We start from the raw sequence: 22,393 nt of genomic DNA on the forward strand, positions 1-22,393 counted from the left end.
CCACAAGTATCTTGTGTCGGTACTTTACGCACCATACGATGTGGTACTGAATGGCATAGACGTAACCACGACCACGCTTTATTTCTGACACATAATCACCTCTGATTACAGGATAACATATGTCAGTATTGTTCACCTATAGAAACCTTGACATTAAAGGGATTGTTGTAAAAGTCACCCAAACATATATCGGATAGTTTACGTGGCATAAGCCACGCCCTATCCGATGTTTTCTAACTCATGACTGAAGTCATGAGTTTGCGAAAACTATGCTTCAAAAGTTACGGGACTCTTCGAACCAAATGTCCGCACGTCTGACGAGGGTAATGATTTTTCTCCCTGCCGTCGAATCCCCTGTTACATTGACGCCTCCCTTTAAGCGGATTTTGCTGTCGTTGTTCACCAAGCTAGCCCCAACATACAAGCGAACCGAGATTCGCTGCCCGCTGCCGCCGTCCAGAAAATCCGTAATCGCAACCGCTTCCCCAATCGCCAAATTCGGACCGCGCAACACCGAAGGAGTCGGACCCATAATGACGACTTCGCCGGTTCCGTCCTCCAAACCTGCCGCATCCGCCACTCGCCCGAAGGCCGAGCGACCTATATTGGAATAATAGCCGCTGCCGAACGGTACAGAGCCTCCGATTCCGCTTATATCGATCGAGCGAGGAATAAGCGCTGCCGAATCGGCATACACGTACAGCACGTGTGACCTTGCCGTGCCCCTTACGGTTTCCCCGGATATCGTTACTTCTTTTAGTGTTTTGTCGCCAAAAGCTGCTATGGAGATTGCGGCTGCAGTCCCTCCATGAACATTACCGGTAATGGACCCGGCGTACGTTCCGCTGGCCGCGGCCACTGCGCTGCGGCTTTTGGAATAGATCGCCAAAGGCGGAGGTGCTGCCGCAAAATCTGTTTCGATGCCGATATTGGCCAGCGAGCTTCCGTCAATAAAAGTGTTGCCCGTAATTGTGAAATGTTTAACCTGGGACAGGAAAACGCCGTATTTCCAGTCGCCGGAGATATTATTATTCGCAATCGTAATGCCTGTTCCGTCTTTGTAGGCTTGAATCGCGGCATCATCGGTATTTTCCGCTGAAGAAACGTAAGAGGAGATGACGTTCCCTTCTACAACGATGCGCTCGCATCCCCATGCGATATTGACGCCGCTGGATCGTGCGTCATGCAGTTGATTGCCGTAAATATTAATTTGCCTGCATGCCGGACTCAGGTTGATGTTGCGATGAGAGGAACCGATCACCGTATTGCCGCTGATTTCACCTCGCAGCAAGCCTCTGACGTGAATGCCGTGCGTTCCGTCATAAATCCGGTTGCCGCAGCAACGAATATCCGTCGTCGTAACAGTTGCGTAGACGGGCAAACCTCCGGCATCGATCCCGCCGTAATCTGATGCGATCTCCGCCGTTATTAGGATGCCGTTTAAGGTGACATAGGTGCCGACCGGAATATCCCGGCTCATCCGAATCGTATTGTCTTGGATGTCGATTCGGCTGCAGTCTGTCGCAACGCGTATTCCGTTTCCACCCGATACGGCAAGACCATAAATCGTGCACGCGGATATGGACGAATCCGATGCGCCGTTGAGCAGTAGGCCCTGTCGGGCTTTACCGGCGCAATTTATGTTCAAATCGAAAAAGACGCATCGAAAACCGGCCGTACCGCCAAATACCGGGCCTTTCGTATACAACAGTTGGTCGACGACCGATTCCGCCCGGATTTCCCCGGAACCGTACACTTTCCGGACACCGAGAGGGACGTACAGACTGGTCACTCGGTACACGAATCCGTCAGAAAACCGCAACGAGCGGCTGGCGGAGACCGAGGCTGCCATCAGCGCCGCTTGACAAGCGGACTGACACAGTTCTCCATTACGGGCTCCGAACATTTCGGGCGTAAGGGGCTCCGTATTGTTCCGCTTCCAGCGCGTGCCATCCGAAGACACGATGACGGTACCGCCGTTATCGAGCGATACGGTATCGGACGGGTCCGACCGAAAAGCTCCGCCCCCGGTTCCGGGCGTATCTTCATAATAACCGGCTACCCACACGGTTTCGCCGCTGACAGTAGAGGTAACGGCGCGAAGCTGATCGATGGAGCTGATCATGCGCAGTCCACAGCACGCGGACGGTCCGTCTTGACCGTACACGGCGGACGTGACGGAACTTCGCTCTCCATTCGCGATCGTTCCCAGTAAGCTAAGCGAAGCTCCAGCCATTCCCATTGCGGCAAGCATTTTACGCCGACTCATTCGATTCCGGTTGTCCTTCATGCACGTCTCTTCCCTTCTATCCTGGATTGGTGCGCCGGTGCGGTCACTTCATTTTGCTTTTGTAATCGGCGATCGTCTTTTTGGCTTCCTCTTCGGCCGACCGCAATGCCGTATTCAAGTCCATTTTACCGATCTGCGCCTGCTGGGCGTATTTCAGATAGACGGAAACCAATTGCGCATCATATAAAGCTTTGGGCGGAATTGGCGCGAACTTGTTAAAAAACATAGCTGAAAAGTTTTTGGCTTTAAAAGGGGATTCTTGGCCCAACTGCTTTTGCAGATCCGCATTTTGCAGAACGGGCATGATTCCTTTTTTGGCGAGCTGGCTCTGAAACTCTTCGGATACCATATACTTCAGCACTTCCATCGCCGCATCTTTGTTTTTGGCCATATTGGTTATTCCGAAATAGCTCGGGTACGATTGCGAGCCGATTCCCGGCTGCAAACTCGGAAGCGAAACCATATCCCAATCCAGCCCTTTGAGCTGCTCCTGCCCTACATACACGTAGCTGGCCAGGTAAGGGAATAAGGCGACGTTCTGGTTGACGGCGAAGTCCTCCAGTCCGAGTATTTTGCCGGTTTTGTTCATATAATCCATGGTCAGAGCGTCCTGAGAAGGAGCGACCAGACTGTTCATAAACGTCTTCCAGCGCTCATCGGTATTGATCGTGGGCGTATCGGTGTTCAGATCGGCCATCGGGATCGACAGCGCATTCATCCGGATCAGATGGTCCGGGGAACGGGCATACCCGTAGAACGTTTTGCCTCCGTCGTCCCGGCTCATTTTTTTGGACAACTCGGTCAATTGATCCCAGGTCATGCCGTCCTTCGGATATTCCACTCCGAATTTGTCAAACAACGTTTTGTTATAATAAAGCACCAAGTTGTTCGTGAACACGGGAAGCCCGTACAGTTTTCCGCCGGAAGCTTGTCGGACGGATTCGATGATGGACGGCTCGAACTTGCCGAGATCGACCTTATGCCGGTTCAATAATTCGGTCATGTCGTACTGGATTCCGTTTGGAAACGCATTTCCTTCAAAATTGCCGATCGACTGGAAGAAGATATCAAACCGGGTTCCTGAAGCGATCATTTCCGGCAAGGTGAATCCTTTCTGGCTTTGAATGTACCGGATCGTATAATTCGGAAATTTTTTACGAAGCGCGTCCCCGAAACGATTGTCGAAGCTTTCCACCGTATCGTTGTTGTTGGAATAAAAGATAACCTCGGCCGGTTCTTTGCCGGCCTCAGAGACAGCCGGATTAACGGATTCCGGATTCGCGGCCGTTCCCGGATTCGACTCCGTGCCGCCGTTCGAGCAAGCACCGAGCATAATGGCGAGGCTGCACGCGGCAGCCGTTCGTTTGAACGTAAGGTTCATCGGTTTTACATCCCCTTTGGTCTCTCGTCTTTTGCTAGCAGGCAGTATCGCTTTCCCTATCGAGGGCGCCTCCCGATAGATTGAAAGCCTTTGCATGGAAAAGTATAAGGGATGGGAACAACCCGGGACAATTGGCGATGCAGACATCTAAATTGTCATTAGGGACGGAGACTTTGGCCCTTTCTATTTCCGGGCCGTTATTCTGTACTTGCCGGGAGGGCAGTTCACTTCGCGGGCAAACAGTCTGCTGAAAGAAGCCGGATCTTCGTAGCCGATCATTCTTGCCACAACGGCGACAATCTCGTCTGTTTCGACGAGCAGTTTTTTGGCATGTTCCATCCGAATCAAGTGCAAATATTCGATTACGGTTTTCCCGATATATTTTTTGAACTGTCTGTTTAACTGGCGCGTTCCGATATGAAAAAGCTCTGACAAAAGCGGGAGAGAGATTTTATGGTTGAAGTGTCTTTCGATATATCCTCGAACACGCTGCACCAAAAGCTCGCCGGAAGAACAAGCGTCGTTGATTTTATCGTTTTTTTTCTGGTAGTGCCGGGATAGCAGCAAGAAAAGCTCGGCCAGCTTCAACTGGATGACCGTTCGGAAACCGTAGTCCCGACGCCGCATTTCCCGTTCCATTCCGTCTAACAGCTCCAGCGCCTCGCGCGACGCTTCCCCTTGCAAAACTAATTTCGAATGGAATGAGGATTCCTTGTTCAAAAACGGATGTACATAATAAAAATCGAAAGAATCGGACGCATCGATCTCTCGCAAGAGAGCAGGCGAAATAAGCCCCGGGTCGAACATGCAGTTAAAAATTTCGATGTGCTGCCGCTCCTCTAGAACATACTCGTGCATTTCTCCCGGATTAATGACATATACGTCGCCGGCTCTCAGATCGTAGGAAGCATCCTGAATCATATGAGTCGCTTGTCCGTCCATCACGAAGATGAGCTCCACGAACTCGTGAATATGCCATCCCGGCGTATCGACGCTGCTATGACGGTTACGCTGAATCCAGAACGGAAAGTCGTACGGATGCGGATAGTGTCTCATCAATTTCGTTTCCAAACTACGCACCTCGTTCTTGAAATGCTATCCAATCTTTGTCGCCGTCCGGGGGAGCCATAACCCTGACTGTAAAGATCAAATAACCGTTACGCCCGGCGGCGCTTCGATCTCTGTCGCAATCGTGCCGTCGCTCCGCTTCTCATGCTTGACCCGGATCGTACCGTGCGGGGTAGGAAAGCTGCCCTCGGCCCAATCCAAATCGCCAAGCATGGGCCTCACCTCGATAACTTGGCAGCCCGCTTCCTTAACGCGAATGCCGAGCACATATTCGGACAGCCATGCTGTCGGTCCCGCCGCCCAGCCATGGCACAGACTGTGCCGATACCCTTTGTAGCAGTAATCGCCGAAGAGGCCGTGTACGTTGTTTCGGCCGGACGGCGTCAATTCGTCGATACGGGCGGCGTTATCCAGCCAATCGAGGTTGAAATCTTCCCAGAACGTCGTCGCGCCGAGGGAAAGCATGCCTCCCCAATATTCACGGATGCAATCCAGGCTGCCGCTTATGTCGCCGGCTTCCGCCCGCGCCTTCAGCACATAATATCCGAGGAAGGTGGAAATCCCGCGCGCTCCTCCCGCAGCCAACACGTCGCGGTTGACCGCATCCGCATCGAGCAGGCCGGCAAGAGCCAGAAGCGCCGCCGCTTGTTTGCTTCCCCCGTGTTCCGGCAATCGCTTCCGCAGCCTCCGTTCCATAGCCCGGCATCGCCGCTCCGCATCGGGCTCATCCAGCAGCGCGCACAGCTCCGCAGCTGCTGCCACGGCGGCAATTAGCAAAGCGTGTACGCCGGCTTCCACCCCGGATCGGTTCGGCGATGTCGGCCAATCGAGGAACGGTCTCGGATCGTTAAAACGGCCCTCGCTGTCGATACTTTCGTCAAACTGTCCAATCAGTCCGAGCAGGTACGCCCTCTGCTCCCGCAGATACGCTATATCCCCGTTAAGCTTGTACCAGTCATGCTGAATCCAGATCCACCATGCGGAATAGCTGGCGATCCTGTTCATCCAGCCCGGGAGCGGCGTATTGTCGCGGACCAGGTCCAAGCTTTTCGGCACGACCTCGTTATAGCCGAATACGGCTCCAATCGCAGCTATCTCGGGATGCATGTCGCCGATCCAGACGAGCCGGTCGCGCTTGACGCCATCCCACAAGTACTCCTGCATGTTCAAATGAACCGTATAAGCCCCGGTTTGCCATATCCGGTCCAGCAGCGGATCGCTGCAGCGGAAGCTGCCCTTGTAGGGGATGTCGCGCAACAGACAGACGCCGCGTACGCTTTTCAGCTCCATCTCGCATTCCGTCTCCAGCAAATCGATCCGGACAAAACGATAACCTGTATTGCCGACCTCCGTCGTGCCGAGAAAGCTGCTTACTTCCACAACTTGATCGCGAACCGCGTGATCGTTGCCCGCATTGCCTTCCCCGCCAAGCTCGCTCATTGCCTCCATCGCCGATTCGCCGAACCGGACTCGCAGCTTTACCGATTTTCTATTCTCATTCGCGGACCAGACACACAGCTGGATGCCGCCTTGCAGCTCCAACCCGAAATCGATCAGCAAGCCGGCACGGTTTTCCGCCCCGCTGCGCAGGATACAGCCGTTCTTCCGGGTTAACGTCGCTTGACCGTCTCCCCCTGTCAGCAGCAGTTCGGCTCGCTGAACGACCGCATCAGTTCCTTCGCTTCTCCATACGATGCGGCGCGGGTCGACGTAATAACGGGTGCGAGGGTCTTTGCCCCCCGATTGTGCAAATGGATATTCCATACCGTTTCCCTGTCCTCTCTATCTGCAGATTCCTGGTCGAAATGGTTGCAAGCGACCGCACGTCTGGCGCCGCTACTTAAAAGCGTAACTTGGGGAGCGGCATCCGAACAGGTCTGATCCAACTATGAAAGTGTGGCGATCGCACTTTTCCGCATATTGCGATTATGGTAAGGTAAAAAAATGAACGATTCGGAGGTGTTCGCAGATGGAACGGGTGGACAAGCTGAGGGCGGACGATTTTTTCGCAGAGGGACTGCCGTTATGCGTCAATCATTATGCTTATGACCCGCATGAGCGAATCCGGATGCACTGCCATGAGTTTATCGAGATCGCTTACGTCTGCAAAGGAAAAGGAATCCATGTCGTAGGCGGCCGGGAACAGCCGGTATCGATGGGGGACCTGTTCATCATCCAGTTCGATACGCCACACAGCTTCTTCCCGCTGGACCCGGACAACACCGGACGGCTAGAAGTGTACAACTGCATGTTTATGCCCGAATTCGTCGGCTCCTTGCCCATGGAGCTGCCGGTATTGCAGGAGATCACATCCATCCTGCTGCTGAGCGGCCTATACCCGGGAGAGCAGACGTACCAGCCCGACCTCAAGCTTTCGGATTCGCGCGATCGCAACTTCCTGTCCATCTTTACCGCTCTGCACGAGGAATACAGCGCCAATAGGGAAGGGCGAACGGAGCTTCTGAAGCTCAAGCTGTGCGAACTGCTGATCCAAATCTACCGCGCTTACGGGAACCGGAACAAGTCGCTCCAGCCGGACCCTGACAAATACAAGCTGGAGCTGATCCAAAAAGCGGTCGCTTACTTGCGGGAGCATTACGCCTCCCCGGTCCAGCTTAACGACATATCCCGCCATGCTCTGCTGAGCAAGAGCTATTTTTCCGCTATGTTCAAAAAAACGACCGGTATGAGCGTCTTCGAATATTTGCAAAGGCTGCGGATCGAAGAAGCTTGCCGGCTGCTTGAGGAAGGAACGGCTACGATAACGGAAATCGCAGCACGCGTTGGGTATAACGACTACCGTTTTTTTAACAAAACGTTCCGCAAAGTGACCGGCAAAACGGCCAGGGAATACCGCAATGGCGCCGTTTCGATGAAATCGCTGCCGGAGGAGTTGGACATCCAAGGGCGCTTTTCCCCTTAGCCTCCCGCAAAGTCCGGGGATGTTCAGCGCCGGATCACCTCCCGTCAAAGTTTCTAAGGACATACACGCCGATAACGGGAAGTCCCGACTGAACAGGACGGTCAGCTGGCCACGATGGTGAATCTTGTGCTTGATAAACGGATCGAGTGTAAAGCCGTCCCTCCTTGCACCGTTCAGACGCTACACCAGTTCGGTTCGCAATGTTCCGTCATTGTTGAGCGACAGCCTGTACGTTTTGCTCCCATCCGGTGTCATCATGACGATCCCTTCCGTTACATGGAGCTGCTTCCACCGTTGTGCCGCCTCCCCAAGCGAAGCGGTTCCGTCCTGCATGGGCAGCACATTTGCACTCAACACCGCATCCCCAGTCGCGGCAAGCCGCAGCTTAACATCGCCCTGGACCCGCAGTTCATGTCCATTTTTACTCTCAAGCACCATCGGCCCGCTTACCTGGTTGATTGCACCAAATATTTCGACATTCGCACCCGGAGTCACGGCCAGCGCATCTTTCCCTTCGCCGTTTTGCAGCTTCGTACGCGCGGAGAGCGGCGCTTTGAGCAAGAAATCCGTTTCGCTCGTCTGGGGCATCGTCTCGTAACTGTCAAACATATATCTCGGGTTAAAAAAGCCTGTATCCGTGTAACGTACCGACGATTGCCGCTTGAATTTTGGCGCTTTGTCGACGCTGCTGCATTCGGTCGCCAAAAAGTATACATTATTCGTCTGTCCGCTCGGGTACGGACCGCGCGCCTGAGTCGTATTGCGCCACGGCGCTGCGATCATCCGACCGCCGCCGAGCTTGCCATCGTAACGTGCACCAGACTCGAAGTAGCTCCCGATAAACTGGATATCGAACGCTTCGTGCAGATGGAGCAGCACATCTTCATGACCTTGAATCGTGCAGCTAATAAATTTGAACCCGCGCAGGGACGTCCCGCTTAACTCGATGTTTTTGGATACGCCGAGCCCGATCGCGTTATGGCTGGCCGCGCGCTTAGACGCATGCTCCAGTCCCGCGATATAACAGTTGATATACGTGGAGCCAGCGTATCCGGTACTGTATGGCGAGATGCGCACCTCATCCCCCACTTTGCCTTGTAGTGCCGGATCGATCGTCAAACCGTAAAGCGTCATCCGGTCGCCGGACACACTCGTGCTCGTGTAATCCAACGTTTTGCTGCCGAATTTGATCCGTCCCGCGGCATCGAGCGGGCTGCTGCTCCACCATGGAATATCCAGCGTGTAGTTCCCAGCAGTCCCGCCAAAAGCAAGCGAGCGGTACAAGTCGCCCCCGCGCACACAGACGCCCGTCAATCCTTGGAACACGCAGTCGTAAAACCGGTTCCGTTCCGCTCCCGCGTTGTTGTATTCCGTACCCAGACCGCCCGCGCCAATCAGGTTCGCTGCGATGCGCCAATACCCGACCACCTGCACGTTGTGAACGGCGATATCCTGAGCATTGTCTAGATACAGACCGACGTCCCATTCATCGCCAAGCGCAAACGTCGTCTTGTTGTTGTAGCCGTTCAAGCCGTCGAAATTTGGTACAATGCGCAAATGGCGGATGGCCGCGAATTGGCTCCCTTTCGGCACGTATACCGCGACCGAGAACGGCCGCACTGTTGCCGCTTGCCCTGGCGCCGCATCCCCCAGACGGAAATTGGTCAAGCTGTACACCGCATCTTGATGGTCGGGAAGTGTGTCTGTATGGGTCAGTACACCACCGGAAGGAAACAAATCGGTCGCATACGTCAGCGAGTACGTCTTTGCCCCCGTGCCGGTAAACCGCAGTTCCGATGCCGCAGGCAGCTTCGTCCGGTTCGGAAACGGAATGTCCCAGGCGCCAACGCCCGCTCCTTCCAACGTGACACCTGTATGAAGCATAAGCGTGTCTGTCACCTTGTACACGCCTGGAGGAAGGTAGACGATGCCGCCTCCCGCAGCGGCGCATTGATCGATCGCGGACTGGATCGCCACCGTATCGTCGTGAACGTCGTCCCCATGCGCGCCTTGCTCCCGGACGTTCCATATACCGTGCTCCACTCCCGTGCTCCCGTCACCTCCGCCTCCATACACAGATGCGGTTACAGTACCCACAGCAGCGGAAACGGGCAGTGCGCTTGTCCGCCCGATTCCGCCTGCCGCCAACACAACGCCAGCAGCCCCAATTGAAGCAAGCAATCCTCTGCGGCTTATTTTGTGGCTCGTGCCCTTCAGCAACGGCTCCTCGCTTGCCCTCGATTCCGTCTCATTACGGTGTTCGCTCATGGCCGTTCGCTCCCTTCAACTATATTCTCGATCCCAAAGCGTGCCAGTTATCAGGCAAGCCCGTTACTTGCCGATGGCGGATAACTGCTTGGCAATGTCCAAATTAATTTGTTCCTCTGCTTCACGCAGCGCGGAGTTGACGTCTTTGCCGTTAAAAAACTCTTCGAACTTTTTGCGCAAAATAACGTTGCTGCTCGTGTTGAATGGCGAGTACTGCTTCGGCTGCGCCGGCTGGCTCAGTAAAAACGCTTTCATATTCTTGTCTTTCAAATAGTCGACGTCCTGTCCCAACTGCTGCTGCAGTTGCTTGTCCGCAAGCGGCGTCATCCGTCCCTGTTCACGCACGATTTTGCGCTGTACTTCTAGTGAAGTCACTACATCAAGCAACTGCATCGCCGACTCCTTGTGCTTGCTAGTCTTCGTAATCAAGAACACCGATGGGGTGAGCGCTCCGGATACGTTCGGCTGCCCGGTAAAGCTCGGGTACTGGACCAGATCCCAGTTCAAGCCGTTTTTCGGGTGAAAATATTGCGCAGACGTATACAAAATGTTGTTCGTCGGGTCCATGGCCAGCGTCTTGTCAACAAGGAACGACCGTTGTCCGGTATCGTTCAATTTATCCGGCGCATTATTCGGCAGCGACCAGATCGTCTTCGCCGTCTCGAACGCTCGCTTCCAGCCGTCCGTCTGCACCGACGCTTTGTTCGTCCTGCCGTCTACCGGCAGCTGCGACAGCGACATCGCCATCCGGTCCACAACATCGGCGCTGAGCCCGCGGTATACTTTTCCATCTTCTGTACGCGATACTTTCTTCGCAATTTCAATCATTTCGTCCCACGTCATCCCGTCCTTCGGGTACGCAACCCCGAACTTGTCGAACAAATCTTTGTTGTAGAACGTTGCCATCCCGCCGCTCTCAAACGGCAGTCCATACAGCCCCATTCCGCCGGTTGTGGCGCGAATCGCTTCTATCGGCGCCGGATCAAAACGGCCAAGGTCAAAACGCAGCGTCTTAGCAAGCGGCTCAAGATCAAACAGCAGCTCCTTGTCCGCATACGACGGCATCTCACCATTCCAATTGTAAATGATGTCCGGTGTACGCCCTTGCGCCATCAGATCTTCCAGATACGACCCCTTTGCACGTTTGATAATGTCCAGTGTAATGTGCGGATACTTTGCCTTTAACGGGGCGAGAATAAAGTTCTGCTGGCTGTCTTCCGGTCCGAAGGTCATATCGAAAAAAAGCGTCAGCTTGACCGGTGTCGTATCGACAATAAAGCCGCCTGCTGCCTGCTGCTCTGTTCCGTTCGGTTGCCCTCCTATTTCCCCTGGCTGCGGATCTGCTTGCTTCGCACTGCATCCTGCCAGCGCAATCGCAGCGCCTATGGCGCACAACGCTTGTTTGTTCCATGTACCCATCTGTAAAAATCCTCCTTGTTATCAAGTTGTTTACATGTTGATGCACCTGCCGTTATACAAGGCGCAGCAGTGCGTCATATGCATCTTCGGTCAAACGATACAGCTCCGTACTTCGCTTTCGCGCGTCAGGATCAAGCTCGCACGGATCGGTAAATACTAGCACATGATCGACCGCCTGCCGCACGTCGCTTCCGCGTCCGGCCGCTTTTAACAGCTGCATCAGCTCATAGTCCCGGATCCCGCGCTGCAGCCATTTGTACCGGAGCGACAGCTGTGGCTTGCCCGCTGCACCGGGATAGACGAAATTGGCGTCTCCTGCCTTCCAGATCGGTGAGCGGTACGACAGCTTCCGCAATGGATCGTCAACCCACGCCGTGTAGTTCCAGCGCAAGAAGCCATCAAGCCCCAGCTTCTCGACGAGCCAAGGGATAAGGCGGGATTCCAGCGCAGGCGAGCGCAAAAACGTATTCGGAATATCCGGGTTGCATGCCAAGTAGTACAGCGTCCTGCTGCCGGGCTTCGCTTGATGGCGGACGAGCTTCTCCCGTGCTGCACCAATACTGGATAACACCGGAACGTAGTCGTTCACCTCCGATGTCAACTGCTCCATAATCGATGTACTGTGTATCGCGATTTTGTAGCGGAATGCAGGCGCAATATGCCGAAGCCTTTCCAGGCGCTTCTGAAACAACGGGACATCACCAGGCTCATCCGCAAGCACACGGACACGGTCGATCCAGCCGTGAGAAGCGAGATGTGCCTCCAACGCACGAATGTAATGTTCCAATTGCTCCTGCTGACGCATAAAGCGGTACGTTCCGGTCGCTGCATCGTAATACCGAACGCGAATGCCGTCCGGATATCCTTCGACAATTGCACCGTAACCTGCATCGATATCCTGCCAAATGTTCAGCAGCCCGAACAGCTCAATCTCGGCACGGATGCCATGCGTCTCTCCCAGCGCCACATACCGGTTGAGCGCTGTGTAATCGTAATGAAAAGTCCCGCTTCGATCCCTTGTCACGCCAATGATGCTGTACTCAAACAGATTGGACGGTTCTCGGTCCCGATGGGAAAATTGCCCCGACCACGGAATTTCAGATACGACGACAGACAATGCTTTTTGTCCCAATCGCCCCATGCTTGCCAAATAAGCATCCAGTACCGCGAAATGATCCTCCGACCACAATGTCGTACCGGACTTACGTGCAATGTTTGCGTTGTGCTGCCACAAATCGAGATAGAACGAGTAATGCTGCGGTTCGGGCAGTACCGCTTCTTTGACGTTCAACACGAAGGTGCACACGCCTAGCAATTGCTCATCTTCAAACATCGTATGGGAATACAGTCGCACAGTTCCCATATAAGATCCGCTCGGTGTATCCGCGGATGCCGTACACTCGATCCAAACCGGCTGTAGCGTACGTGCTTCCACAAACAACTCCGGTGCATCCAGTAGCACGTCCGCTTTCTGTGTCCGGTCGTCATCTTCGACAAAGCCGATCAGGCGCACATCTACGGTCAGCGGTTCATCGATATCCACTTCCACACGGACGATCGGCAGCGGACCTCCTTTCCAGAACAGCGGATCGGTATGCGTCGTCAGCAAAAAAGGTTCTTGTGACGCGACGACGCACTGCACCGCTGTGCTGTCCCTCCTGCAACACATCACCTCCAGTTGTTTCGTTTGTGTTTGTTTCACCAACTGCGACCATGGCTGATACCCTTTAATTGCTTTGTAAAACATGGACTGTAGTCCGTAATACATCGGTTCATCCCCTATTCATTGCGAAGCACCAATCCATTCCCCTGCCTCGCTTTTGTTCTGCTATTCGCGTGCTTCTCTAGGCAGGTTTTCAAAAGGACTGTATACTTAAAGTACCATTTGGGCATAGACGGGGGAATGGAAATGGCGGCCAAATACATGGACTATAGGATTAGTTCGAAACCGCTGCAAATTATCGGGCTGAAGGTCGAGAAGAGCATGCTGGAAATGAAGTCATTGACAATTCTCGATGTCGGTTATTTGCCAGGCCGGACATCGTTTCGAAGAGATGCGGTTTTTATGAACAAATGGGCGGTCATCTTTATTGCAGGCGGAGCGGGGACGTACCAGGTTAACGATGGTGAAAAGCAGCAAGTAAAAGCTAACAGCCTTTTTATGTTTTATCCGGGGGCCGTTTTTCACTATGGGCCCGATCCGGGGGGCTTTTGGGACGAGTATTATTTTACAATTGAAGGGCCGCGCATACAGGAGTGGCTCGATTCATGGTTGTTTGAATCAGGGACGGTTCAGCCGGTTCAGAGCGATGAAGACCAGCAGAACAAGATCGAGCGGATCTTTATGCTAATGGATAGCGGAGTGCCGATCAATGTCGATCGCGCGGCGATGCTGCTGGAGTCGCTGCTGTTTGAATTTATGATGCACGCCCGGTCGGCGCCGCAAACGCACAAAAACGAAGATACGCTCTCCCTGCTTGACGACATCGCCAAAACGCTGTATCGCCCGTTCCAACCCGAGCAGTTGTGCACCCGCCACCACATATCGATCTCCACTTTGAAACGAACCGTGAAAAAGGTGACAGGTTACCCGTTGCACGAATATGTTCACCGGCTCAAAGTGGCAGAAGCGAAAAAGCTGCTGATCAGCACTGAGCGTACTTTTAAGGTGATCGCTACGGCGCTCGGATATCGCGACGTCTTCTATTTCTCCCGTTTGTTCAAAAAGTACGCCGGCATGTCGCCGCGCCACTACAAGATGACGAACGGCAGTTAGCGTGTATGAATGAGATAGCCTTTGCTGGAGCGGATGAATTAGCGGATTTTCCGGAAGGCGACTGGAATAACTCCCAGTCAATACCGGCTGAAGTTTCAAGCCATCGATGCCGGCGGCATGCCAAAAAGCCCGAAGATCCCATAGGCTCGATCTTCAGGCAAAGCTTGGTCCGATCCGTGTTGGCGGCGGTTCACCTATCCCCCGATTAATCGCGAAACGCTACAAACAAACCGACATCCTTCGTAATCGCTATGGCTCCCTTCGCCCGGATCGACTCGTTCAGCATCGCCTGCAGCTTGGACAAGCGGCTGTCCGTAAAATTTTCCCGGCCTTCGGGAGTGGTCCGGATGTAGTCGATCAGCGGCTTCGCATCCGTGACCTGCAAACCGTCCTCGTAACGCAACAAACGGATTCGGACGAAACCTGCAGCGTCCAGCTGGTCTTCCCCATTGTCCAATCCGAACTCGCAGGCGAAATCTTGACGTCCAAAATCATAGTTCGGATTCAATTGGCTTAGAAAACCTTTGACTTCGTTCATGTGACGCTTTCCCATCGTCGAGGCGAACAGCATGCCCCCGGGCTTCAGCACGCGCCGGATTTCTTTCAACGATTGGTGGCGTTCGCTCACATGATAGAGCATATGGTTGGCCAGCACGGCATCGAAGCTGTTATCCGGAAACGGAATCGAGCGGGCGTCAGCCGGCATCAAGTGGAATCGGTCGGCGTTATTTTTCAACCCCTCCCTGGCGTCGTTCAGCATTCCCTCGGACAGATCGGTCAGCGTAATGTCCCAGTCTTCGGGAATCCGGTCCGTATTGCGCTGCCACAACGTTCCGTCCCCGCAGCCCAACTCCAGGATCGCCCCGCTCTCCGGGATTTTCAATTGGTCGAACAGCCAGTGGTGCCATTTGTACGGATTGACGCTGAAGTCGTCATGCAACCGAATCCGCGTCTGCAGGTTGAACGCGTTCTCGTATTCCTGGTTCACGACCCGGATGATCGAGGCGAACAGCTCCCAGGCGGGACTGCTTTCCCCGTGTCCTGCCGCAGGGTCCGCACTTTCCTGCTCCGCATGATCCAGCCCTTCCAGCAGCGACAGCGTCTCCTTGATCGTTTTCTGGACGAGGCGGAGATGTTCCATCTTCTGGCCGATAATCGTACTTTGAACCCGCAACGATTCCTTGAGATCCTCTTCGTGCCCCTCGCGCCGAATAATGGCCCCGATCTCATCGATGGTCAACCCGATATACTTCAGCGTTAATATGCGTTGAAGCCGCGCCAAATCCAGCTTCGAATAATAGCGGTGCCCCGAACCGGTTCGGTGGCTCGGATGCAGCAGCCCTACTTTATCGTAAAATCGGATCGTGCGGACCGTTACGCCCGCCTTGTCCGCGAATTGTCCAGCGGTCATCCATTCTTCTCGCAGCTCCATATACGCCCCCTGCCGGTTTCCTGTAAGACTTTACTATACAACACCCGTCTGCTCCATGAACAGCCCTGCCAATGGCTGGATATTAAGGCGCCACCGAATCTCCTAAACCCGAAACTCCGCGGGAAGCCCGGAAACGAATCCGAAATGGCGGGCAACGATCTGCACGATGCGCCTCGAAGCCCATCCGTCGCCAAACGGATTGTCGGCGCTCGCCATCGAAGCGTAAAAATCCGTATCCGTAAGAAGTCTGCTCGCTGCCGCATGGATGACCTCTTCATCCGTCCCGGCGAGATACACAGCGTTAGCCGCAACCGCTTCGGGCCGCTCCGTCGTATCCCGCATCAGCACAAGCGGCTTGTGGAAGACGATCGCTTCTTCCTGGAGGCCTCCGGAATCGCTGAGCACCAGATCCGAGCGGGACAGCAGATTCATCATATCGGGATAATCGATCGGTTCCAGCAGATGAATGCGTTCATGCTCCGCAAGGATAGGATACGCGATTTCCCGGACGGCCGGGCTTAAATGAACGGGGTAAATGACCGACAGATCCGGAAACTCGTCGGCAATGCGCCGCACAGCGTGAAACATTTGGCGCATCGGCGATCCGTAGTTCTCCTTGCGGTGGGCCGTCATCGTCAGCACTTTGCCCGGTTGACGGAGCAGACGATTGAGGCGGTCTTCATGAAATACATAATCGGCGCGGCACGTCATCATGGCGGCATCCACGCCTGTTTGTCCCGTCACATAAATATGTTGCTCCGGATAACCTTCCCGGATCAGATTGTCTCTGCTCACGGCAGTAGGTGCGAATAACAGATCGGCCACGACGTCGATAATTTTACGGTTCACCTCTTCCGGCCAAGGGGAGTACTTGTGGTGAGAGCGCAATCCCGCCTCCACATGCCCGACCGGGATCTTGTGGAAAAAAGCGGCCATCCCGCCGCACACGGCCGTTTGGGTATCTCCGTGAACGAGGACGAGATCCGGCCTTTCTGCGGAGATGACTTGATCCAACCCGGTTACGGCTGCGGATGTAACATAGGCGAGCGACTGGTTTTCCCTCATGAGCGCCAAGTCGACATCGGGACGAATCCCGAAATGAGAGAGCGCCTGCTCCAACTGCTCCCGATGCTGCCCCGTTACCACCACTTTCGTTTCGAACCATTCCGGATGTTTGTTGAATTCCTGAATCACCGGGCCCATCTTCGTCGCTTCCGGACGTGTACCGAAAATCACCATTACTTTTTTACGCATGGTCATGAACCCTTCCCCCTTTGAATTGGTGCTGTAATCCAAGCTTAAAGGGTGACCATACGTCACATGCAAGGAAAAAATAAAAAAGCTTTTCAGTGGCAAAGCGACGTGTTTGTCGCCAGGGGTCTAAAAAAGAAAAAGCCTAGAGATAAGGTTAATCTTATCTTCAAGCTTCAGTCGGCTTCACACTGTTTTTCTGTTTCTATTTCAGTTAAATCTTCTTTTTTAACGTCACTTATTTTTTACCAAGCTGTTCCGCCAAGCCGATTAGAATTCCTTCCTTTCCACGAATGTAGCAGAGCCGATACGAGTTCTCGTACTGAACCACTTCACCAACGAGCTGAGCACCATGCTTAGCGAGTCTGGATACCATTTCGTCAATGTCTTCAACGGCGAACATGACGCGCAGATAACCGAGGGCATTTACAGGAGCCGTTCGGTGATCCGATATAACAGGCGGTGTGAGAAATTGCGAAAGTTCAAGTCGGCTGTGGCCATCCGGGGTAACCATCATAGCAATCTCTACACACTGGGAACCCAGCCCGGTTACGCGACCCGCCCATTCCCCTTCGACAGTAGCTCGCCCTTCGAGCTTCAAGCCAATCTCCTCGAAGAAAGTGATTGCGTTATCAAGGGATTCTACAACGATGCCAACATTGTCCATTCTTAGTAATTTGTTAGTTGCCATTGTTTTATCTCCTTATATGTACAAAATTTATTAGCTGATCATCTTCATACGTATTCTATCAACAATTACTATTTTCTCCAAAAAAACAGACACGAAATCATTGACGCGATATACGCGGATCCGTTACACTATACGATCTTGTCCCCCAACTGCTATGACACATACTACGGGTATCGGCTTCTGATCCCCTATTTTTATTTGTTTAACGGTAAAACCGGCATCCGCCAGATTTTGACCGGTGCTATCGGCAATACTCTGCAGCTTGCCCGCTGAAGGCGGTTGATTGAATAAATATAAGGTGCCTCCCGGCAGCAAAAGTTCCCGGATCCGCTCCAGCTCGCGCGCGGCCTTCATCCAGAACAAGTTCACGTTTACGGCAAAAATTTTGTTAAACCGGCTATGACCCAAATCGGCCTCGTGAAGCGGTGCGGCAAGAAATATCGCTTTCCCTGCCGATACAAAAGGAGCATTTAACTTCTCCGCTGCACGAATCATTTTTTCGGATTGGTCAATTGCCGTGATCTTCCCGTCGACCAAGCGCCCGCAGATCAAGGAAGCCGCTGCTCCGTATCCGCAACCGATCTCCAGGATGCGATCTGATGGGTCGACTTCCAATATTTCAAATGCATAGGTAAGCCGATAGGCGATCGATTTCGCCATACGTTCCCCTCCTAGATGTGCTCGGGTAACCTGTCTACAAAATCCATTATAACATACCGATTATTCCAATAAGCGCCTCGTCTGGCCACTCACCCTGTCGTCGCAAAAAAAGTTCTTGTCCCACTTTCGGACAAGAACTTTTTCCCTTTTATTGCAAATTCCTTGCGGACCCGTTCCAGCCAATCAGTCAGATGCAGCCTGCCAAAGCATCGCCGGCCCCGTAATTCCGCCTGTCCCCAATTCATCCAGTATCGTATTGCCTACATCAACAACGATTAGATTCGACTGTCCGAACCGGATGGCGTTCGTCGCGTCAAACTCCCACGGCGACGTTAACCCGCTGCCCTTTTTCACCAGCGGCAGCTCTTGTCCGTTCATCCAAACCTTTGCGCTGTCATCGATGCTGCTGAACCAAAGGCGGATCGGATTGCCGTTATCAAACTTCTTGTCGACCTTCACTTCCGTCCGGTACCAGACGTGCCCTTTATAATAGCGAAGTCCTTGGCTGGACCATGTCTCGGAATAAGTCTTCAGCTTCAACCATGACTTTGTTCCCAGACCCGGTTTCCACAAACCGAGTAGTTCTCCGTTCTCGTGCGGGAACAGCATCGCCTTCCATTCGTCCGGCATTTGAGCGACAACCCGGTTTCCTCCGGTTACGCGCTGTTCGCCTTCCGTCACCATCTTTTTCCAGAAAATATCAGTAAACACAAACGATCCATACGGATTTAAGATCACGGGCGAATGGAGTACGGCTTCATTCCGGAGAACGTAAATTTGATCAAACTGTTTTTTGGCCTTCACAAAATCCAGGCGATTCATGGATTCCATCATCCCGAGAAATTGGTCACCGAAACTATAAGCAAGCCGCACCATGGCAACACGCTTGCCGTAAACCGGATCGTTCGATTTGTTAGCTTCCTTCTCGGCTTTGCCCAGCGTTTTCTCCATTTCCTTCCGAACCTTGTCCGTCAAAATATGCGGGAAATCATAAATGTTTCCGGCAAAATAATCGGCATCGGCAAAAGCCTGCTCCAACGTTTCAAAATGCTCCCGCATCGACTTGGCCGCCGGACCGTAAAACTTCGAATAGTAATCGTCAAGCAAGTCCTCAACATCCAGATCCGGATTCCACATCATTTTTGCCGCCAAATAAAGTCCCGGACCCTGATACCCCCAAGAGGGCAAGTTTTCGGCGCGAATGCCGGTAATCCCGTTCTGCTTGTAATACTTAAACTCGCTGGACACTTGATCGACCGGTGAAAACGGAAGGCCCGGATCGGCAAGGTTGTACAGATACTGATAAATCTGAGGCTGAACCCCCAGATTCCGCCAGCCTTCGATGATCTCTTTCAGGTGACCGCGTTCCCAGGAAAGAGGATTGTCCAGGGCATGGAAGCGGTCTACCGTAATCGAAGCGATGACCGGAATGAGCCTGGGATGCGGCGTCCAGCGTACCGGCGGTTGGTAATACGTGTCATAGGCGTAAAACGAGATGCTGACATCCGGATATCCGGCCAACTCCAGCTGTTCCAACACAAGATTGTAAAATTTCACGTAACGATCCGTTAACGACAACGTGTCGTGCGTTGCGTCCATATCGTTCCCATCCCAGTCCGGGTGAGGCTGCAGCACCTTCACTAGTCCGTCGTTCGGCCCCATTCTCAGGTCTTTCAGATTAGGATCCTGCTGCAATTTGTTCAGCGAGCCCTGGACGACACAGGCCAAAACGTCAGGCTTCGTAACGTCCAATTGGGTCGTCGGTAGTCCGTTCTCGTTCGGCAGGTACAAATCGGGCCGGTCCTTTGCGCTGATGGTGCACGGAAGACCATGATTGCCGTAATACTTTTGATTCAGTCTCATATATTCAACCCAAGGCTTGCCCTCGTTCAAATTGACGCCGTTCGGAAGTCCGGAAGGTTTCTGATAAGCTTCGGTTGCTTGCATCGCTCTGGCCGAAAAGCCGGGATGCTGGATCGTATCTTGAATTGGAAGCGTTATCGTTTTTCTCGACGGAATTACCGTCCCGATGTCTCCGGGCATGAACCAACGTACGCCCAACTGCTCCAGAAGCTCGAAAGCCGCATATAACGTGCCTTGATCCGAGAGCCCGTACAGTTGGACGGAGTCCGCCGTCGCCGCTAGACGGAAAGAGGCGGGATCTTCTCCGCCTTGACGGATTGCATCCAGGTCGATATTGGGGGACGCCCCTCCGATATAGATTTTCGTTCCGGTTGCTTCTCCCACGTTCGTTACAATAGGAAGCTCCGCCCCGGATATGCTTTTTATGTAATTCACCAGTTCAGTTGCCGCCTTCTTCTCCAATACCGAAGCATACACCGTCGTTACAACGGTTGCCGAAGGGTTGCCGTCACTCACTAGCACAACGCCTTGCTCTGCACCTTGATGCTTCCGGCCTGCTTCGTCCGCCAGGCCCCTTTCATTTGCACTCGCTTGCCTAGCCTCCATCAGCAGCGGGGCAACAGCCCAAACCAAAATCAACAGCCAAACGAACCGTTTTCCTTTCCTCATCCTCAACTTAGCGCCTCCTTTTGTTGAAGCCTCCCGGAATGACCATTCCGGGGGCTTGGGCCTGATGGCCGGGATTATATTGTTACACCCCAAAGCGGGAGTGCGAACAATCCTTCTCCTTATTTCTTGCTTTCCATTTGACCGATGTAATCGTTCATCTCCTTCAAATACGTTTTGCCGAATTTCGTATGCCACTCCTGCAGCACTTTTTTGTACTCGGAAGGATCGGCGTCGCCAATAATGACTTTCGTCGTAACCTCGCTGAACTTTTTGTTGAAATCCAGATAAGGCGGCGTTTTCGCAATGGCCGGCGTGAACTCGCGGTCTTTAGACAGCACGATTCTTTTCACAGCTTTTTCGATGTTCGGCACGAGCTTTTGCTTCATCTCCTCCGGCATCCCCGGATTAATGAAGAACATGTAGTCGTTGGCGCGGCGAACGATATTTTTGCGGACAAAGGTTTCCAGCGGCGGGTCCACGAAGACGCGCTTGTTGGCTTCCACCTTGAAATCATGCCCTTCCACGCCGTTATAGATCGAATCCCAACCTTTGTCCGACAGCATGTAATCGAATACGTCGACAACTCGCTGCGGGTCCTTCGCATTGCGGGTTACCGCCCAAAAGCCCCACATGCCCGTTCCAAGCCCAAGCCCTTTCATCTCGCCTTGTTGATTTTTCACGTATACGTAAGCAAGCTCGTAGTTCGGATTAATGGTTTTGCCGGCTTTGAGGAACGTTTCGTAATGGCCTGCGAACCCTTCCAATATGCCGGTTTTGCCGCTTTGAAACCGCTCTAGAGCTTTGGTGGCGTCGAGCGACGGCGAATCCGGATCGATCAGCCCTTCCTTGAACAGCTTGGCCGTTAACTCCAAAGCCTTCGAATATTGATCGGAGTTCATATCGTATTGGGGGTTCATAAACTTATACTCGCCACCGCCGGACTCCTGCCAGCCGTATAAACCAAGCTCGTTCTGGAAAATCGGCTTGAGTGATTTATCGCCGCCCACGGCCGTCCCATACCCGTACGTATCGTGTTTTCCGTTGCCGTCGGGGTCTTCCTTCGAAAATTTCCGCATAATCTCGATCATTTGATCCAGCGTAATTTCGTTATTGTCCGGGAGCTTGATATTTAATTTATCGAGCCAGTCTTTCCGGAGCCAGTACCCGTCGGAGCGGATTACGGTCGTTCGCGGTATCCCGTAAATTTTGCCGTCGTTGTTGACCCGCAAGGAGTCCCAGGAAATATCGTACGAATATTTTTTAACGTTGTCGGCGCTTTTCAAATATTCATCGATCGGCACGATCACGCCGTCCTTAACCGCTTTCAAAAACGCGGCATCGCTGGTACTCGGAAAATAAACGACATCGGGATAGTCTCCGGTCGTCAGCGATAATTGAAGACGCTCGCTGTAGCCGGTCGACGGCGGGATATCGAATTTGATCGACGTATTCGTTGCTTTCTCGATTGATTGAACGAGCAGCGTGTCCGTTTCCGATAAGTTGGATGATGCAAATTGCCCCATGATTTTCATGCTTACTAGTGCATTTTCCGCCCCGGCCGGCTTCTTGTCGCCCGTCTCGGCCGTATTGGTATTGCTTCCGCATGCGGTCGCCCCGGCGAGCAGCACCGTTACGCCCACTCCAGCCATTACTTTTTTGAACATGTGTTCAGCCTCCCTTTTATATTTGCTTTATATGTCAA

At 53.2% G+C, this 22,393-nt stretch carries 15 protein-coding genes and 1 pseudogene; 2 read left to right on the forward strand and 14 right to left on the reverse strand.

Features of this window, described 5'->3' with window-relative positions; translation table 11 throughout:
* From AC3Y2E_RS30895 to AC3Y2E_RS30915, 5 genes and pseudogenes are all read right to left on the reverse strand, one after another.
* A pseudogene (locus AC3Y2E_RS30895) lies at positions 1 to 91 on the reverse strand (IS200/IS605 family transposase); the annotation flags it as partial.
* Between the two features lie 183 nt (positions 92 to 274).
* A complete protein-coding gene (locus AC3Y2E_RS30900; RefSeq protein WP_379217151.1) occupies positions 275 to 2,290 on the reverse strand; it encodes a putative phage tail protein in 2,016 nt (671 codons plus the stop codon).
* 43 nt (positions 2,291 to 2,333) lie between these two features.
* Positions 2,334 to 3,671: an ABC transporter substrate-binding protein gene (locus AC3Y2E_RS30905; RefSeq protein ID WP_379217152.1), complete on the reverse strand. Its 1,338-nt coding sequence runs from the start codon at positions 3,669 to 3,671 to the stop codon at positions 2,334 to 2,336.
* A 183-nt stretch (positions 3,672 to 3,854) separates the two neighbouring features.
* Positions 3,855 to 4,742 carry an AraC family transcriptional regulator gene (locus AC3Y2E_RS30910; RefSeq protein ID WP_332071497.1) on the reverse strand — a complete coding sequence of 296 codons (888 nt, stop codon included), beginning with the start codon at positions 4,740 to 4,742 and terminating at the stop codon, positions 3,855 to 3,857.
* Positions 4,743 to 4,817: 75 nt separating this feature from the next.
* Positions 4,818 to 6,503, reverse strand: coding sequence for an alpha-L-rhamnosidase-related protein (locus AC3Y2E_RS30915; RefSeq protein ID WP_379217153.1), 1,686 nt, complete (start codon positions 6,501 to 6,503; stop codon positions 4,818 to 4,820).
* Positions 6,504 to 6,708: 205 nt separating this feature from the next.
* On the opposite strand from AC3Y2E_RS30915, the gene AC3Y2E_RS30920 reads away from it, so the two are divergent.
* Complete coding sequence (locus tag AC3Y2E_RS30920; protein ID WP_379217154.1) at positions 6,709 to 7,662, forward strand: helix-turn-helix domain-containing protein; 954 nt, start codon at positions 6,709 to 6,711, stop codon at positions 7,660 to 7,662.
* A gap of 180 nt (positions 7,663 to 7,842) precedes the next feature.
* On the opposite strand, the gene AC3Y2E_RS30925 is transcribed toward AC3Y2E_RS30920, so the two are convergent.
* The 3 genes from AC3Y2E_RS30925 to AC3Y2E_RS30935 all read right to left on the reverse strand — a co-directional run bounded on the left by AC3Y2E_RS30925 (position 7,843) and on the right by AC3Y2E_RS30935 (position 13,117).
* A complete protein-coding gene (locus AC3Y2E_RS30925) occupies positions 7,843 to 9,930 on the reverse strand; it encodes a glycosyl hydrolase family 28-related protein (RefSeq protein ID WP_379217155.1) in 2,088 nt (695 codons plus the stop codon).
* Positions 9,931 to 9,993: 63 nt separating this feature from the next.
* Positions 9,994 to 11,349: an ABC transporter substrate-binding protein gene (locus tag AC3Y2E_RS30930; protein WP_379217156.1), complete on the reverse strand. Its 1,356-nt coding sequence runs from the start codon at positions 11,347 to 11,349 to the stop codon at positions 9,994 to 9,996.
* A 52-nt stretch (positions 11,350 to 11,401) separates the two neighbouring features.
* A complete protein-coding gene (locus AC3Y2E_RS30935; protein ID WP_379217157.1) occupies positions 11,402 to 13,117 on the reverse strand; it encodes a DUF4091 domain-containing protein in 1,716 nt (571 codons plus the stop codon).
* A 156-nt stretch (positions 13,118 to 13,273) separates the two neighbouring features.
* Here AC3Y2E_RS30935 and AC3Y2E_RS30940 point away from each other — a divergent pair, with 156 nt between their 5' ends.
* A complete protein-coding gene (locus AC3Y2E_RS30940) occupies positions 13,274 to 14,125 on the forward strand; it encodes an AraC family transcriptional regulator (protein WP_379217158.1) in 852 nt (283 codons plus the stop codon).
* Between the two features lie 205 nt (positions 14,126 to 14,330).
* On the opposite strand, the gene AC3Y2E_RS30945 is transcribed toward AC3Y2E_RS30940, so the two are convergent.
* From AC3Y2E_RS30945 to AC3Y2E_RS30970, 6 genes are all read right to left on the reverse strand, one after another.
* Positions 14,331 to 15,557: a MerR family transcriptional regulator gene (locus tag AC3Y2E_RS30945; protein WP_379217159.1), complete on the reverse strand. Its 1,227-nt coding sequence runs from the start codon at positions 15,555 to 15,557 to the stop codon at positions 14,331 to 14,333.
* A gap of 102 nt (positions 15,558 to 15,659) precedes the next feature.
* Positions 15,660 to 16,817, reverse strand: coding sequence for a non-hydrolyzing UDP-N-acetylglucosamine 2-epimerase (gene wecB, locus AC3Y2E_RS30950; RefSeq protein ID WP_379217160.1), 1,158 nt, complete (start codon positions 16,815 to 16,817; stop codon positions 15,660 to 15,662).
* A gap of 229 nt (positions 16,818 to 17,046) precedes the next feature.
* Positions 17,047 to 17,499: a VOC family protein gene (locus AC3Y2E_RS30955; RefSeq protein ID WP_379217161.1), complete on the reverse strand. Its 453-nt coding sequence runs from the start codon at positions 17,497 to 17,499 to the stop codon at positions 17,047 to 17,049.
* A gap of 123 nt (positions 17,500 to 17,622) precedes the next feature.
* A complete protein-coding gene (locus tag AC3Y2E_RS30960; RefSeq protein ID WP_379217162.1) occupies positions 17,623 to 18,159 on the reverse strand; it encodes a class I SAM-dependent methyltransferase in 537 nt (178 codons plus the stop codon).
* 183 nt (positions 18,160 to 18,342) lie between these two features.
* Positions 18,343 to 20,691 (reverse strand): DUF4838 domain-containing protein, encoded by a 2,349-nt coding sequence (locus AC3Y2E_RS30965; protein ID WP_379217163.1) that lies wholly within the window; start codon positions 20,689 to 20,691, stop codon positions 18,343 to 18,345.
* 119 nt (positions 20,692 to 20,810) lie between these two features.
* Positions 20,811 to 22,355 (reverse strand): extracellular solute-binding protein, encoded by a 1,545-nt coding sequence (locus AC3Y2E_RS30970; RefSeq protein WP_379217164.1) that lies wholly within the window; start codon positions 22,353 to 22,355, stop codon positions 20,811 to 20,813.
* Positions 22,356 to 22,393: the final 38 nt, after the last annotated feature.

Source organism: Paenibacillus sp. MAH-35 (assembly GCF_058135425.1).